This window comes from Ureibacillus chungkukjangi (assembly GCF_003217295.1).
Classification (GTDB): Bacteria; Bacillota; Bacilli; order Bacillales_A; family Planococcaceae; genus Ureibacillus; species Ureibacillus chungkukjangi.
Genome location: NZ_QJTJ01000001.1, coordinates 335,944 through 352,234, shown reverse-complemented (window position 1 = coordinate 352,234; position 16,291 = coordinate 335,944). Strand labels below are relative to the sequence as shown.

Sequence of the window (16,291 nt, the reverse complement as noted above, 5' to 3'; positions counted from 1 at the left end):
AAACAAAAACTAGTTTACTTCACGCTTTTTCTCATTCAGGAAATTGTTTTACCTTTTCTAGTGCAACGATAAAGGGCGGGTCATTTTTTTGATTGATAAATTCATAGCGCAATACATGAACATATTTTTGTGGGAGGGAGCTAACGAAACGTAAAACCTCGTCACGTTCGGCTATTCCTCCTTCATGTCCATGGTATATCACAAGTACAATGACACCACCAGTTTTTAATAGCTTAAGTAATTGTTCAATAGCAATTACTGTTGTATTTCCTTGAGTAATGATTGAATGGTCAGCACCAGGTAAGTACCCTAGATTGAATATCGCACCAGCAATTTCTTGCTGAACGTAATTAGCCACGTTTTCGTGGCCATCCAATAGAACAGTAGCATTTCTTGCACCGTGTTCAGACAGTCTTTTTAAGGTAGAATCTATGGCTTGCTGCTGAACATCAAATGCATAGACATGCCCAGATTCTCCTACAAGCTGAGATAAGAATAAGGTATCATGTCCGTTCCCAGCTGTACCATCTACGGCAATCTCGCCTTTTTCAATTGTCTGCATTAAAAGGTTTTGAGCATATTGTAATACACGTTGTAGCTTCAAAATTCTTCACATCCTCTTATTAACTGGCGATTATAAGATTCCATTAGTAGATGTAGATGGAACATATAGTTTTCCTTGCCAGCTACCGCGACGTTCAAGCTCGGCATCGATTCCGTTAAGAACCTCCCATTTGTTAACACTCCACATTGGTCCAATCATTAAATCAATCGGTCCATCACCTGTAATGCGGTGGACTATCATTTCCGGTGGAATAATCTCTAATTGGTCAGCTACTAATTGGATATACTGATCTTTTTCTAGGAATTCGAGCATTCCTTTTTCATACTGCTTTACTAAAGGTGTTCCTTTTAACAAATGTAGAAGGTGGATTTTAATTCCTTGAACATCCAGCTTCGCCACTTCTCTAGCAGTTTCCATCATCATATCGTAGTCCTCTAACGGTAAGCCGTTGATGATATGCGTACATACGCGAATATTATGCTTGCGCAGCTTTTCTACACCCTCTATATATGTAGCATAATCATGGGCACGGTTGATTAAATTCGCTGTTTTTTCATGGACAGTTTGTAAGCCTAGCTCTACCCATAAATAGGTTCTCTCATTTAACTCTGCTAAGTATTCCACTACATCATCTGGTAGGCAATCTGGACGAGTCGCAATACTTAACCCCATTACACCTTCACAAGCAAGAGCAGCCTCGAATTTTTCTTTTAACACATGTAGTGGTGCATGAGTATTTGTGTATGCTTGGAAATAGGCCATCGTCATGCCATCTTTCCATTTATGCTGCATTTTATCTTTGATTTTTTCAAATTGGACTGGTATTGGATCTACGCGGTCTCCTGCAAAATCTCCACTTCCAGCTGCACTACAAAAAGTACAGCCTCCAAAGGCAACAGTGCCATCACGATTAGGACAATCGAAGCCTGCATCAAGTGCAACCTTGAATACCTTTTTACCGAATTCATCTCTTAAATAGCGATTCCATGTATAGTAACGTTTCCCATCAGAAGGGAAAGGGAATTGATGTTGTTCTGACATATAATTTCACTCCTCTAACAAATCATTCTACCATGAAAAAGTACTTGTGGCACTTGAACAAAGCTGACATTTTACTGTAATTCTAATGAAGTATGGAAATTATCGTTCTATTAACCAATCAATTCATTATCGAAAAAATATTTTGATAATCCATAATATATTGTTTCTTTTATTCCTGACAATTTTTCTTGTGCTTTTGAAAAAAGGAGACTACTATTATTTTTTGGTGAACTAAAAAATAAACAAAATGAGAAGAACATCAACTTTTAAGTTAAAGGGTGCTTTTGCTAGTTTTAATGGAGGAGTATGGAAATGCCCAAAAATGTATGGTTACTCGTGATCGGTACATTTATAAATATTACAGGAAGCTCGCTTATTTGGCCTTTAAATACAATTTACATGCATGACCATTTAGGACAATCACTATCAGTTGCTGGGTTTGTTCTAATGATGAATGCAGGTGCGACTGTGTTAGGGAATTTAGTGGGTGGATATTTGTTCGATAAATTCGGCGGCTATAGATCGATTATGCTCGGAATTTCGATCACGGTCTTTTCATTAATAGGAATTACAATCTGGCACGGCTGGCCACATTATGTTTACTTTTTAATCGTGATGGGCTTTGGAAGTGGAATTGTTATACCGGCAATGTTCGCTTTAGTAGGAGCTGTTTGGCCAGAAGGTGGAAGAAAAGGCTTTAATGCCATTTATTTAGCACAAAATCTTGGCGTTGCAGTCGGTCCAGCTCTAGCAGGTCCAATTGCCGAAATGAGCTTCGACTATTTATTTATCTCAAATTTAGGCTTGTATATCCTATTTTTACTTTTAGCTCTTATAACATATCGTCATATGGTACCGGTAATCGAAAAAGAGAAGAGTGAGACAATCGTTGAAAGTCATTCATCAAAGGCCAATTTTTACTCATTGCTTATTCTGTGTAGTGCATTTTTACTGGCATGGGTCGCTTATTCACAATGGTCCACGACACTTTCAACACATATACAAGGTCTCGGAATTGGGTTGAAAGAGTATAGTTTACTTTGGTCTATCAATGGTTTACTAATCATTACGCTTCAGCCTATTATTAGCCCCCTTGTACAAAAGTACGAGAAGCAAATAAAAGCTCAGTTAGTTGTGGGAATGCTAATCATGATGTTTTCATTCAGCATCATACTGTTTGCAGAGAGCTTTAAAATGTTCGCAATTGCCATGATGGTTTTAACTTTAGGAGAAATTTTTGTGTGGCCAGCAGTACCTACGATTGCCAATATGCTAGCACCTAAAGGGAAGGGCGGTACTTATCAAGGGGTTGTAAATAGTATTGGCTCCATCGGAAGGATGATTGGACCTTTCGTGGGAGGAATTATTGTAGACGTCTATAATATGGATGCCTTAATTATTGTGTTATGTGGACTATTTATAATTGGAATTATTCCTTGCCTTATTTATGATCGCCCACTCAAAAGGAAAAATAGCCAATATACTAATCATATTCCAGAGAATTGAATTTAAAATAAGGAAATTTTAACTAGTCCAAATAGGAAAGACTTGTTTATTTTTCCTGGATACATTAAAATGATTAAAATATGAAAAGTACGACAATGAGAAGGAATAGTAAATTTTGAAGCTTTTAAGAGAGCTAGCGGGTGGTGCGAGCTAGTAAGTCTAGAAATTGAACTCGCCTTGGAGTCTGTTTTAGTGAAGCTAGTAGCTAAAACCGTTTTTCCACGTTATGGAAGTTAAGCTGAGTGTAGTGTCACTAATTTGGGTGGTACCGCGGGAGTTAAAAATATCTCTCGTCCCTTTCTAAGGAAAGGGGCGAGTTTTTTTATTTTTTAAATATTTTGTCAACTTCATCCAAAGTAACTATTTACTTCTAGTAAAAGTCTAGTCAAAGTGCTCATGGACGATGATTAGTTTTACCATTATTAGGATAATCTACTTTTGTTACAGCTTTTGTTAACTTCATTCAGTAGAGGTTCAAACCTTTAAAGAATGAAGTTATAGCCACCAGCGGATACCACAGATTTCTAGAGGTAGTTTTCAAGCTAGCTTGATAAAATCTGGGTGAAAATACGCCAAGGTGTAATTTATAATCCATTCCTTCATGTCGACACAGAGTGCCCATTCAATATTAAGGAGGAGTAAGTACATGAGTTTTAATCATCAGCAAATCGAAAAAAAATGGCAGCAATTCTGGCTAGAAAACAAATCGTTTAAAACGTTAGACGATTCATCAAAGCCAAAGTTCTATGCATTGGATATGTTCCCGTATCCATCAGGAGCGGGCTTACACGTTGGTCACCCAGAAGGTTACACAGCGACAGATATTTTATCGCGTTTTAAACGTATGCAAGGGTATGATGTATTGCATCCAATAGGTTGGGATGCATTTGGTCTTCCAGCAGAGCAATACGCTTTAGATACTGGAAACGATCCTGCTGAATTTACAGCAAAAAACATTGCGACATTCAAGCGTCAAATTCAAGAATTAGGTTTCTCTTATGATTGGGATCGTGAAATCAATACGACAGATCCTAGCTATTATAAGTGGACTCAGTGGATTTTTACAAAGCTTGTTGAAATGGACTTAGCTTATGTAGACGAAATTCCTGTAAACTGGTGTGAAGCATTAGGTACAGTACTTGCAAATGAAGAAGTAATTGATGGAAAATCTGAGCGTGGTGGGCACCCTGTTGAACGTCGACCAATGCGTCAGTGGGTACTGCGTATTACGAAGTATGCTGATCGCCTACTAGATGATTTAGAAGAAGTTGACTGGCCAGAATCGATTAAAGACATGCAACGCAACTGGATTGGTCGTTCTGAAGGGGCACAAGTGAAATTTACTGTTGCTGGTACAGAAGACCAATTTGAAGTATTCACAACTCGTCCAGATACATTATTTGGTGCAACATACTGCGTGTTAGCTCCCGAACATAAATTAGTCGATGAAATTACAACTGCCGAACAACGTGAAGCAGTAGAAGCCTACTTAGAAAAAGTAAAAATGAAATCTGACCTAGAACGTACAGATTTAGCAAAAGAAAAAACAGGCGTTTTTACAGGAGCATTTGCTATTAATCCAATTAACGGAAAAGAAATTCCAATTTGGATTGCTGACTATGTATTAGCAACTTATGGTACTGGTGCGATTATGGCTGTTCCTGCTCATGACGAACGTGACTATGAGTTTGCTAAAGAGTTCGGTTTAGAAATCATTCCAGTTCTTGAAGGTGGAGACATTGAAAATGAAGCCTTCACTGGAGATGGTGCACATATCAACTCTGATTTCTTAAATGGTTTAAACAAAGCAGATGGTATTGCTAATGCCATCAAATGGCTTGAAACGAATAGTGTGGGCGAAAAGAAAATTACTTATCGTTTACGTGACTGGTTATTCTCTCGTCAACGTTATTGGGGTGAGCCAATTCCAGTAATTCATTGGGAAGATGGCACAATGACAACAATTCCTGTAGAGGAATTACCATTAGAATTACCGAAGACAACAAATATTCGTCCTTCAGGTACTGGTGAGTCTCCATTAGCTAATATTGAAGAATGGGTGAATGTTGTAGATCCAGTTACAGGGAAAAAAGGTCGTCGTGAAACAAATACAATGCCGCAATGGGCAGGCTCAAGCTGGTACTTCTTAAGATATATCGATCCAAATAATAATGAGGCACTTGCCGATGCCGAGCTATTAAAGCGCTGGTTACCAGTTGATATTTATATTGGTGGTGCAGAGCATGCCGTACTTCACTTACTGTACGCTCGTTTCTGGCACAAAGTCCTTTATGATTTAGGTGTTGTTCCTACAAAAGAGCCATTCCAAAAATTGTTCAACCAAGGAATGATTTTAGGTGAAGGTAACGAAAAAATGTCTAAATCAAAAGGAAATGTTGTAAATCCTGATGATATCGTAAGTTCGCATGGTGCTGATACACTTCGTTTATATGAAATGTTCATGGGGCCATTAGATGCATCAGTTGCATGGTCTACAAATGGTTTAGATGGTGCACGTCGTTTCTTAGACCGCATCTGGCGTCTATATACAACTGAAGAGGGTACTCTATCTGAAAAAGTACAACCAAGCTCAGATACAGCACTTGAAAAATCATATCACCAAACAGTGAAAAAGGTGACAGATGATTACGAAAATCTGCGTTTCAATACAGCCATTTCACAAATGATGGTATTTATTAATGATTGCTATAAAGCTGACGTTTTCCCGACTGAGTATGCAGAAGGCTTCGTGAAACTATTAGCTCCAATCGCACCTCATGTTGCCGAAGAGCTTTGGGCAATTCTTGGACACTCAGGCACATTAACTTATGAAGAGTGGCCAGCATTTGATGAGTCGAAGCTTGTAGATGATGAAGTAGAGGTAGTCGTACAAGTAAACGGTAAATTACGTGCGAAAGTAAAAGTAGCAAAAGATGTAACAAAAGAGCAGCTTGAAGAAGTAGCTAAAGCTGATGAAAAGGTTCTAGAATTTACTGAAGGCAAGCAAATCGTTAAAGTCATTGCAGTCCCAGGTAAACTAGTGAATATCGTAGTAAAATAAAATTAAAGCAGAATGTAGTCCGATTTCGGAGATTGCATTCTGTTTTTTCTTTTGGGGAAAGCGAATGAGTAAGTAAGAGTCTCAGTGACTGATTCAGCAGGATAGAGCGGTTATGGGGAAGAGAGAACAGCCATCAGTTCCCCAAACAGCAGGATAGAGCGGTTATGGGGAAGAGAGAACAGCCATCAGTTCCCCAAACAGCAGGATAGAGCGGTTATGGGGAAGAGAGAGCGAGACTCAGTGCCCCGAACAGCAGGATGGAGCAGTTATAGGGAAGAGAGAGCGGGACTCAGTGCCCCGAACAGCAGGATAGAGCGGTTATGGGGAAGAGAGAACAGCCATCAGTTCCCCAAACAACTAAAATAAGTCGTAACTGGGCAGTGACCAAAATTCTCAGTGCCCAAGAAAAGTCAAAAACAGCTATAACGGCGAAACGAGCACTAAATTTGAAACCCATAAAAATCACAAAGTGGACACAAGAGTTTCCAAGTCCGTTTGTTTCATAATTAAAATACCTGCTGTTTCACGAACTTAATCGCTTTTTTGCTGAAACAATGTCATAATAAACAGACTTGAAGACTTTCTTAGAGAAATTTTAAAAAGAGATAAAGTGAAACTATATATAGTTAGGATGACTAGATGAATCAGTTAGTTGAATTAAAACTAAAACCGAATTTTGTAGCAGAGGTTTCAAATGGATATCCTCTTATTTTAAAAGAGGCAGCAGAAACAATTGATGAAGCATTAGAGGAAGGAACGCTTTTAAAAATTGTTCGCCCTAATGGAAAATATATCGCAACGGGTTATTACGGAAAACAAAATAAAGGTATAGGCTGGGTTCTTACAAATAACCAAACAGAGGAAATCGACGAAGCCTTTTTTAAAGTGAAGTTCCAGCAAGCATTTATAAAGCGAGATTCATTCTACAATATAGAAGATACTACAGCCTTTCGTGTATTTAATGGCGAAGGGGACGGAATCGGTGGACTAACAATCGATTATTATGATGGTTTTTATTTGATCAGCTTCTATAGCCAGGGGATTTATTCATTCCGTGAAACTATTTTTGCTGCACTAAAAGAAACTGCAGAGCTTCGTGGTATTTATGAGAAAAAACGTTTTGATACCAATGGTCAATATGTAGATCAGGATGATTATGTTGAAGGGGAAGTTGGAGAATTTCCTATTATTATAAAAGAGAACGGCATGAATTTTGCTGTCAATCTTAACGATGGGGCGATGACTGGTATTTTTCTTGACCAAAGAGATGTTCGACTAGCCCTTCGTGAACGATTTTCTGAAGGGAAAACTGTTTTAAATACTTTTTCATATACTGGAGCCTTCTCCGTTGCTGCAGCATTAGGCGGCGCTTATGAAACGACAAGTGTTGACCTTGCTAAAAGAAGCTTGCCAATGACTATTGAGCAATTTAGTGTAAATGGAATTGATTATGAGCAACAGCAAATTAAGGTTATGAATGTATTTGATTACTTTTCCTATGCTGCTAGACATCAATTAAAATTTGATGTGGTTGTCCTTGATCCACCTAGCTTTGCCCGTACGAAAAAAATGACATTTAGTACTTCAAAGGATTATCCGAAGCTAATTGGGGAAGCGTTAGAAATTACAGCTGCTAAGGGGATTATCGTTGCTTCAACAAATAATGCGAGCTTTAATATGAAGAAATTTAAAACTTTTATCGATAAAGCTTTTAAAGAAAAAAATCAGCGATATAAAATCCTAGAACAACATCAGCTTCCAGAGGATTTTGTGATATTAGAGGATTATCCAGAATTTAATTATTTAAAGGTATGTATTATTCAATTACTTAAATAAGGAATGAGTTACTATGAAATATTCGAAATCTACAATGCTTAAATTAGTAAATGAAGAACGTGAGCTTCATGACGAACTTAAGCGTATTAAAAGTGAAATGGGTCTAGAAAAGAATTTAGCTCTAAAGGCACTTTATCATTCAGCAGTATCTGATGGTGGACGCTTTCAGGTACGCTATCAAGAACTAGATCGATAATCAAAATGCTTGGAGGCTTAATCTCCAAGCATTTTTTTAATGGAGCAAAGGATATCGCGATTAATTGAAATTTTTAGAAAGTGTTGTTGACACTTAAATCCATTAATTTTATTATGTATATAAGTTTACTATGAATTAAATAAGCTGACTAGAAAACTAGAGGCCCTAAAAACACTTTAAATCGAGGTAATTTGTCGACCAAAGTTTTAGGGTCATAAAAATTATTTTTAATAGACAGAAAAATCATATTTTTTAAAAACATAGTTGACCAATAAGAATTGTTATGTTTATATTAAAGTATTATTTTGTGCTACGTAGGGGGTTCATAATGGGGAAAGTATATATAGTTGGAGCAGGACCAGGGAGTGTAGATCTTATTACAGTCAAAGGGTTAAAGTGTATCCAGCAAGCTGATGTAATTCTTTATGACCGCCTGGTAAATAAGGAACTATTAGAATTTGCAAAGCCGAACGCGGAGCTTATTTTTGTTGGTAAATTACCAAACTTACATGGTGTCATTCAAGATCGAATCCATAGACTCCTAGTCGAGCATGCAGGTGAGGGAAAGGTAGTAACACGTTTAAAAGGTGGAGATCCCTTTGTATTTGGTCGTGGGGCAGAAGAAGCAGAGGTATTAGTTGAAGCTGGCATTCCTTTTGAAATCGTTCCAGGGATTACCTCAGGTGTAGCAGCCCCTGCATATGCAGGAATTCCTGTTACTCATCGTGATTTAGGATCTAGCTTTGCACTTGTGACAGGGCATATGAGAGAAGGAAAAGATGATACGATTAACTGGAAGGGTTTAGCTGAATCAGTTGATACGCTTGCCATTTACATGGGGGTAGGCAATCTGCCATACATAACAGAGCAGCTAATGAAATATAATCGTAGTCCAAAAACGCCTGTCGCCCTTATCCATTGGGGAACAACAGAACACCAGAAAACAATTACAGGTACATTAGAAACAATTGTAGACATAGCAAAAAATGAGGAGATCCAAAATCCAAGTATGATTCTTGTTGGTGAAGTTGTTAGAATGAGAGAAAAAATTGCGTGGTTTAAAGAAAAAAAACAAGGAATTCCAGTTTAGAAAGAAGGGGAAAAGTTTGAAAGCAGTACTTTATGTTGCACATGGTAGCCGTGTAAAAGCTGGTGTAGAAGAAGCGAGACAATTCATTGAAACAGTAAAGCCTCAAATTAATGTAGCGATTCAAGAAATTTGCTTCCTTGAGTTAGCGGATCCTTCTATTGTAGAAGGAGTGTCTGCATGTGTTGCAAAGGGTGCAACAGAAATTGCTATTATTCCTATTCTTTTATTAACTGCAAACCATGCCAAACAAGATATTCCCCTAGAAATTAATAAAGCTAAGGAAATGTATCCAAGTGTTACATTCACATTTGGTAAACCCTTTGGCATTAATGAAAAATTGATTGATAGTTTACAAGAAAGAGTGCACCAGAAGAGCACAAAGCAAAATGAAGAAATTGAAGTTTTATTAATTGGACGAGGAAGCAGCGATGAAAGAGTTCAAATCGATTTTCAACAAATTGCAAATAACCTAAAACGAAAATATAACTATGCATTGGTCGATATTTGTTACTTATACGGAAAAGGTCCTTCATTTGAAAATGCATTAGAGCAATTACAAACCAATCGCGAAAAGCCGGTATATGTAGTGCCATATATTTTGTTTACCGGTCTTTTAAAAATTGGTATTCAAAAGAAGATGGCTGAGCTTGGTTTTTCAGACGATGAAGTAGTACTTTGCGACTGTCTTGGATATGACGAAAACGTACGTCAGGTGCTAATCGAGCGAGTAAAAGAGACGTTATATTCGTATAGGGAGAGTGTTCTAAATGGATAAAAAACAAGAAAACTTTGAGCAGGCAGTAGAAAACCTTAAAAAGATGATGAGCACGATGAAATATGGCTCAATTACTTTAATTGTTCAGGATAACATCATCGTGCAAATCGAAAAAAATGAAAAAATTCGATTGAAATAATTTGACGAAGAGGTGTGGAAAAAGTGAAGTTAGACGTAACGAATAGCCCTTTTAACGAGCAACAAGTTCAGCAACTAAATGAAGTTTTCGCAACATTAACACAAAACCAAAAAATTTGGTTAACGGGTTACTTAAGTGCAACTGCTTTAGTAGAACCACTAGCTGCAAATGCACCAGCTGGAAATGAGCAGCCATCGAATGTTGTGGTGCTGCCAACTCCAGTAGAAAAAGCTCCTTCAAAGCATATTACAATTTTATATGCTTCCCAAACAGGAAACGCAGGTGGGCTAGCTAAAAAGTATGGTGAGCAGCTGAAGAAAGCAGGCTTTGAAGTAAATGTTTCTTCTATGAGTGACTTCAAAACAAATGCTCTGAAGAAATTAGACCATTTACTTGTCATTGCCAGTACGCATGGCGAGGGCGAGCCACCAGATAATGCAATTTCATTCCATAGCTATCTATATGGAAAACGCGCTCCAAAATTAGATCATGTTAAATTTGCAGTACTTTCTTTAGGAGATAGCTCCTATGAGTTCTTCTGTAAAACAGGTATTGATTTTGACGAGCAATTAGAAAAGCTTGGTGCACAGAGATTAGTAAACCGTGTTGACTGCGATCTTGACTATGACGAACCAGCTGCGAAATGGTTTGAGTCTGTCAAAGAGAAGCTCCAGGATGGCGAGGTTAGTCAGCAAACAATACAAGAAAGTGCGCCTACAGTTCTAGAAGCATCTGTTGAATATACACGTAAAAATCCATTCAACGCTGAAATTTTAGAAAAGATTAACTTAAATGCTGTTGGTTCAAATAAAGAAACAATCCATTTAGAATTGTCTCTTGAGAATTCAGGAATTACATTTGAGCCAGGTGATAGTTTAGCAATTTACCCAACGAATAATAAAGGTCTGGTTAACACATTAATTTCTACACTAGGCTTTGACGCTGAGAAATCAGTAAATGTTGAGGATAAAGAGGTTACATTGAAAGATGCTTTGACAAATTTACTTGAAATTACAGTACTTTCTAAACCTGTCATGCAAAAAATTGGTGAATTCACATTAAATGAGGAATTCCATGCTTTACTGGCAGATCGAGATTCATTTAAAGCCTATACTCATGGCCGAGATTTAGTTGACGTTGTCGAAAAATTCGCTCCTTTTAGCTGGAATGAACAAAGCTTTGTTAATGTCTTAAGAAAACTGCCTGCAAGACAATATTCAATTTCTAGTAGTCTAGCTGCATATCCAGAGGAAGTCCATGTCACAATTGGAGCTGTACGTTACGAAGTGGATGGTCGTGAACGACTTGGTGTTTGTTCAACAGACGTTGCAGACAACTTAGAAATTGGAGACAGTGTAAGAGTTTATGTTCAAAAAAATCCGAATTTCAAATTGCCGGCAGATGACGCGCCAATTATTATGGTTGGTCCAGGTACTGGTGTAGCACCATTCCGTTCCTTTATACAGGAGCGTGAAGAGCGCGGAGCTGAAGGGAAGAGCTGGTTATTCTTCGGAGATCAGCATTTTGTAACAGACTTTTTATATCAAACTGAGTGGCAGGGCTGGCTGAAGTCTGGTGTCCTAACAAAGCTAGATGTAGCCTTCTCACGTGACAAAGAAGAAAAAGTGTATGTACAACATAAAATGCAAAAGCATGCCGCTGAGCTATTCCAATGGTTAGAGCAGGGAGCTACTTTCTACGTATGTGGAGATAAGAATCATATGGCAGCGGACGTTCACAATACTTTGCTACATATTATTGCAGAGCAAGGAAACAAAACTGAAGAACAAGCAAAAGAATATCTTGATGATTTACGCAAACAAAAACGCTATCAACGAGATGTATATTAAGGGGGAAGTACGAATGGTAAAAAAAATTGTATTACCACCTCAAGAAGGTAAACCTAGTGATGTTGAGGAAATAAAAGCAGAAAGTAATTACTTGCGTGGCTCTCTTGTTGAATCTATGGAAGAAGAACTAAGCTCTGGTATCTCTGATTGGGATAACCGTCTTATGAAGTTCCATGGAAGCTATTTACAAGACGATCGAGATGTGCGTTTAGAGCGTGAACAAAAGAAATTAGAGCCTGCTTATCAGTTCATGGTGCGCGTACGTATGCCAGGTGGTGTCGCAACAGCAGAGCAATGGCTGAAAATGGATGAACTAGCTGAAAAGTATGGGAATCAGTCCTTTAAAATCACAACGCGTCAAACAATTCAATTCCACGGTATTTTAAAGTGGAATATGAAGAAACATATGCAAGAATTAAATAGTGTTTTATTTGATACGATTGCAGCCTGTGGAGACGTAAACCGAAATGTAATGTGTAATGCTAACCCCTTCCAATCTGAATTGCATCAAGAGATTTTTGAATGGTCTTCTAAAATTAGTGAGCATTTACTGCCTCGAACAAATGCGTATTATGAGATTTGGTTAGATAAAGAAAAAGTAGTGGATACACAGGAAGAACAAGAACCGATTTATGGCTCACTTTACTTGCCGCGTAAATTTAAAATCGGTATAGCTATCCCACCAGCAAATGACGTTGATGTATTCTCGCAGGATATCGGGCTAATTGCTGTTTTAGAAGGTAATGAGCTAGTGGGCTTCAATGTTGCCATTGGTGGCGGCATGGGAATGACTCATGGCGATACAGCAACATATCCACAGCTTAGCCGTTTAATTGGCTACGTTTCGAAGGATAAAATCGTTGATGTGTGTGAAAAAATCATGACAGTACAACGTGATTATGGGGATCGTTCTGTACGTAAATATGCACGTTTTAAATATACAGTCGATCGTCTAGGCTTAGATACTGTTAAAGCAGAAATCGAATCTCGCCTAGGTTACCAGTTTGAAGATGCTAAACCATTTAGCTTTGAGCATACTGGGGATCGTTACGGCTGGATAAAGGGTGAAGATGGTAAAAACCATTTCACTTTATTTATTCAAAACGGCCGTGTGAAGGATTTTGACAATTACCCATTAAAAACAGCATTACGTGAAATTGCCGAAATTCATAAAGGTGAGTTCCGATTTACTGGAAATCAAAATGTGGTGATTGCAAATGTTAGTTCTAGAGCTAAAAAAGCGATCAATGAAATTATTGAGAAATATCAATTAACTGAAAGCGACAACTATTCAGCATTACGTCGCAATTCAATTGCTTGTGTAGCGCTGCCAACATGTGGTCTAGCTATGGCTGAGGCAGAACGTTATCTACCTTCATTAATTGAGAAGATTGATGGAATTCTAGATGACAATGGCTTACGTGATCAAGATATTACAATTCGTATGTCAGGCTGTCCAAATGGCTGCTCACGTGCTGCGATGGGTGAGATTGGATTTATCGGGAAAGGTCCAGGGAAATATAACTTCTATCTAGGAGCAAGTCATACAGGTTCTCGTTTAAATAAAATTTATAAAGAAAACATTGGGGAAGAAGAAATCCTATCTACCCTTCGTCCAATTATCGAACACTATGCAAAAGAACGCTTAGATAACGAATACTTTGGTGATTTCGTCATCCGTGCCGGCTACGTTAAAGCAGTTACAGATGGTCGCCAGTTCCATAATCAAGCTTAATAGTTTATATTAAAGGCTGTATTTTACGTACAGCCTTTATTTGTATGTTAGGAGGGAAACGGATGTATCCTGTAATGCTGGATCTAGAGAATAAACGAGTGCTAATTGTAGGTGGGGGAGAAGTGGCATCTAAAAAAGCGAAGATGCTGCTCGGACAAGGTGCGAAAATCGTTGTGGTAAGTCCTACTCTTACTCAAACACTTTATACATATGTTGTAAATGGAGACGTTGAATGGGTTGAGAGAGAATTTAAAACTAGTGATACAAAGCATGTCTTTCTTGTAATTGTTGCGACAAATAATCGTAGAGTTAATGCTCTAGTTAAAGAGAGTTGTGATGGAAATCAGCTTGTGAATGTCGTGGACTCTCCTAATGATAGTAATTTTTATAATATGGCTTATTTGGAACGAGGAAAGCTAAAGATTGCGATATCAACGGAAGGTGCGAGCCCTCTTTTAGCCAAACAAATAAAGCAGGATTTAAATATGTTTTTTGACGAGAGCTACGAAGAATATTTGAATTTTTTATTGACAGCTAGAGAGAAAATAAAGCTGTTGATTAATGATGAAGGCAGAAAATATGAACTTTTGCAGGAGTTATTGCAGGAGAAGCTTCGGAAAGATGTAGAGGAACGGGAGCGTTTTCTTTCTAATATATAAGAGTTTAGCTGGAGCAGATGGCGAGGGTATAGTAGAGTGTCAGTGCCCCGAAAAGCAGAGAAGTGTTGTAATCGGTAAGAGAGAATCGATGTCAGTGCCCCGAAAAGAGGAGAAGCATAGTGATCGGTAAAAGAGAATCGGTGTCAGTGCCCCAAAAAGAGGAGAAGCGTAGTAATCGGTAAAAGAGGGACGTTCTCAGTGCCCCGAAAGCATCGAAAAGGCGTAACCGGTAAAAGAGACAAGCATCTCTCAACTCGAAAACACCCAAACACCCAAACACCTAACGGTAGTAGTAGCTTTATCAAAAAATAGAAAAAGGACAACTAACCAAAGCTTTTCCAATAGCTTTCATCAGTCGCCCTTTATCTTCTTGTAACCTTAATATAATTATTTCATCGAACCTGCACTCATGCCAGCGATGCGACCGGTTACTAGTGCACTAGTGATATTGTATCCACCTGTGTATCCGTGAATGTCTAAAATTTCACCGCAGAAGAATAGACCTGGTTTCATTTTTGAGGCCATCGTTTTAGGTTCAATCTCTTTTACGGAAACGCCGCCGCCTGTTACAAAGGCTTTTTCAAGGGGCTGTGTACCGTGAACATCCATAGTAAAGCCTACAAGCTCACGAGCCAATTGACGAATTTTTTCCTGTGAAAGCTCAGCAACTGTAATGGACGGGTCGATACCTGCACGTTCCATTAGAAACAGTAGCCATCTTTCTGGAGCCACAGATTTCCAAACATTTTTCACTGATTTTTTCGGGTCTTCTTTACCCAGCTTGTTTAAAAATTGTAAGCAGGTTTCTTCGTTGAAATCTGTTAATGTCTGAATTTGAAGCTGGACAGGTGCACCGCCATTTTTTTTGCGTTCTTTAACGATGAATTGGCTGCATCGTAAAACAGCAGGACCACTTACACCAAAATGGGTAAAAAGCATGTCCATTTGATGTGTGATGATGGCTTTTCCTTTTTTATTTAGAACTGAAACGGCAACATCTCGTAAAGCAAGACCCTGTAATTCACGAGATTGAATGAAAGGCTCTTTTGATGTCACGGGCACTTCTGTAGGATAAAGCTCTGTTACAGTATGCCCAGCACGTTCTGCCCACGGATAACCATCACCAGTAGAACCTGTTTGTGGTACAGCTTTACCACCTACAGCAACAACGACTGCTTTGGCTAAAAGTTCTGTTCCATCAGCTAAGCGCACGCCTAAAATTTTCTCGTCATCCATTAATAATTTCGCAACAGCTGTGTGGAGCTTGATATCTACGTGGAGACGCTTCAATTCTCCGACTAATGCTTCTACAACATCAGAAGCACGGTTGGAAACAGGGAACATGCGGCCGTGATCTTCTTCTTTAAGTGCTACGCCAAGACCTTCAAAAAACTCGATTATATTTTCATTGTTATAAACGGTAAAAGGGCTATAAAGGAAGCGGCCATTTCCTGGTATATGCTTAATAATTTCATCAGCTGATAAACGATTTGTAACATTACATCTGCCACCGCCTGAAATCGCTAGCTTTTTACCGAGCTTGCTTCCTTTTTCTATTAATACAACTTTTTTCTTTTGTTCTGCAGCTGCGATGGCTGCCATTAATCCGGAGGGACCTCCGCCAATTACAATTACATCAATCATTTTTGTTTCTCGCTTTCTAGAAGTTTCTCATTTATTTAATGCCTATAGACTTAACTACTCTCCACATTATACATAATTATGAAGAAACTATTTGAGTTAATCGACTTTCACATGTAAACTAACATGTAGATTCGTTTTCGAAACAATAATTGTTTGAAATCGTCGACTATTTCAGTCGGCTTTTATTTTTCTAA

At 38.3% G+C, this 16,291-nt stretch carries 13 protein-coding genes and 1 other annotated feature; of the genes, 10 read left to right on the top strand and 3 right to left on the bottom strand.

The genetic code is table 11. The annotated features are described in order from the left end of the window. Positions 1-31: 31 nt before the first annotated feature. Entirely contained in the window at positions 32-604 is a 573-nt protein-coding gene (locus tag BJ095_RS01650) for a tRNA (mnm(5)s(2)U34)-methyltransferase (RefSeq protein WP_107935482.1), read from the bottom strand. Positions 605-634: 30 nt separating this feature from the next. Next, positions 635-1,606, bottom strand: a complete 972-nt coding sequence (locus tag BJ095_RS01645) for a TIGR01212 family radical SAM protein (RefSeq protein ID WP_107935483.1) — start codon at positions 1,604-1,606, stop codon at positions 635-637. 312 nt (positions 1,607-1,918) lie between these two features. Between BJ095_RS01645 and BJ095_RS01640 the strand changes: the two genes are divergently transcribed. From BJ095_RS01640 to BJ095_RS01590, 10 genes are all read left to right on the top strand, one after another. Then, positions 1,919-3,112, top strand: coding sequence for an MDR family MFS transporter (locus tag BJ095_RS01640; protein ID WP_107935484.1), 1,194 nt, complete (start codon positions 1,919-1,921; stop codon positions 3,110-3,112). An 86-nt stretch (positions 3,113-3,198) separates the two neighbouring features. Then, positions 3,199-3,413, top strand: a binding site (T-box leader). Positions 3,414-3,758: 345 nt separating this feature from the next. Then, on the top strand, positions 3,759-6,173 hold the full coding sequence (leuS, locus tag BJ095_RS01635) for a leucine--tRNA ligase (RefSeq protein WP_107935485.1): 2,415 nt from the start codon (positions 3,759-3,761) through the stop codon (positions 6,171-6,173). A 639-nt stretch (positions 6,174-6,812) separates the two neighbouring features. Beyond that, a complete protein-coding gene (locus tag BJ095_RS01625; RefSeq protein WP_107935487.1) occupies positions 6,813-8,009 on the top strand; it encodes a class I SAM-dependent rRNA methyltransferase in 1,197 nt (398 codons plus the stop codon). A gap of 13 nt (positions 8,010-8,022) precedes the next feature. Next, entirely contained in the window at positions 8,023-8,205 is a 183-nt protein-coding gene (locus tag BJ095_RS01620; RefSeq protein ID WP_107935488.1) for a hypothetical protein, read from the top strand. 328 nt (positions 8,206-8,533) lie between these two features. Next, a complete protein-coding gene (gene cobA, locus BJ095_RS01615; protein WP_107935489.1) occupies positions 8,534-9,295 on the top strand; it encodes a uroporphyrinogen-III C-methyltransferase in 762 nt (253 codons plus the stop codon). A gap of 16 nt (positions 9,296-9,311) precedes the next feature. Beyond that, positions 9,312-10,070 carry a sirohydrochlorin chelatase gene (locus BJ095_RS01610; RefSeq protein ID WP_107935551.1) on the top strand — a complete coding sequence of 253 codons (759 nt, stop codon included), beginning with the start codon at positions 9,312-9,314 and terminating at the stop codon, positions 10,068-10,070. Beyond that, a complete protein-coding gene (locus tag BJ095_RS01605; protein ID WP_107935490.1) occupies positions 10,063-10,209 on the top strand; it encodes a YezD family protein in 147 nt (48 codons plus the stop codon). The genes BJ095_RS01610 and BJ095_RS01605 overlap by 8 nt, the downstream gene beginning before the upstream one ends. A gap of 23 nt (positions 10,210-10,232) precedes the next feature. Then, positions 10,233-12,059, top strand: a complete 1,827-nt coding sequence (locus BJ095_RS01600; RefSeq protein WP_107935491.1) for an assimilatory sulfite reductase (NADPH) flavoprotein subunit — start codon at positions 10,233-10,235, stop codon at positions 12,057-12,059. Between the two features lie 13 nt (positions 12,060-12,072). Beyond that, positions 12,073-13,794 carry an assimilatory sulfite reductase (NADPH) hemoprotein subunit gene (cysI, locus tag BJ095_RS01595; RefSeq protein WP_107935492.1) on the top strand — a complete coding sequence of 574 codons (1,722 nt, stop codon included), beginning with the start codon at positions 12,073-12,075 and terminating at the stop codon, positions 13,792-13,794. Positions 13,795-13,856: 62 nt separating this feature from the next. After that, positions 13,857-14,453, top strand: a complete 597-nt coding sequence (locus BJ095_RS01590) for an NAD(P)-binding protein (RefSeq protein WP_181417923.1) — start codon at positions 13,857-13,859, stop codon at positions 14,451-14,453. Between the two features lie 387 nt (positions 14,454-14,840). On the opposite strand, the gene BJ095_RS01585 is transcribed toward BJ095_RS01590, so the two are convergent. Continuing rightward, entirely contained in the window at positions 14,841-16,097 is a 1,257-nt protein-coding gene (locus BJ095_RS01585) for a BaiN/RdsA family NAD(P)/FAD-dependent oxidoreductase (RefSeq protein WP_107935494.1), read from the bottom strand. Positions 16,098-16,291: the final 194 nt, after the last annotated feature.

Excerpts from the sequence above, each read along its gene's own strand:
- BJ095_RS01620 (WP_107935488.1), top strand. The coding sequence starts at position 8,023 with ATGAAATATTCGAAATCTACAATGCTTAAATTAGTAAATGAAGAACGT.
- cysI (WP_107935492.1), top strand. The coding sequence starts at position 12,073 with ATGGTAAAAAAAATTGTATTACCACCTCAAGAAGGTAAACCTAGTGAT.
- BJ095_RS01625 (WP_107935487.1), top strand. The coding sequence starts at position 6,813 with ATGAATCAGTTAGTTGAATTAAAACTAAAACCGAATTTTGTAGCAGAG.
- BJ095_RS01645 (WP_107935483.1), bottom strand. The coding sequence starts at position 1,606 with ATGTCAGAACAACATCAATTCCCTTTCCCTTCTGATGGGAAACGTTAC.
- leuS (WP_107935485.1), top strand. The coding sequence starts at position 3,759 with ATGAGTTTTAATCATCAGCAAATCGAAAAAAAATGGCAGCAATTCTGG.
- cobA (WP_107935489.1), top strand. The coding sequence starts at position 8,534 with ATGGGGAAAGTATATATAGTTGGAGCAGGACCAGGGAGTGTAGATCTT.
- BJ095_RS01585 (WP_107935494.1), bottom strand. The coding sequence starts at position 16,097 with ATGATTGATGTAATTGTAATTGGCGGAGGTCCCTCCGGATTAATGGCA.
- BJ095_RS01640 (WP_107935484.1), top strand. The coding sequence starts at position 1,919 with ATGCCCAAAAATGTATGGTTACTCGTGATCGGTACATTTATAAATATT.
- BJ095_RS01605 (WP_107935490.1), top strand. The coding sequence starts at position 10,063 with ATGGATAAAAAACAAGAAAACTTTGAGCAGGCAGTAGAAAACCTTAAA.
- BJ095_RS01590 (WP_181417923.1), top strand. The coding sequence starts at position 13,857 with ATGTATCCTGTAATGCTGGATCTAGAGAATAAACGAGTGCTAATTGTA.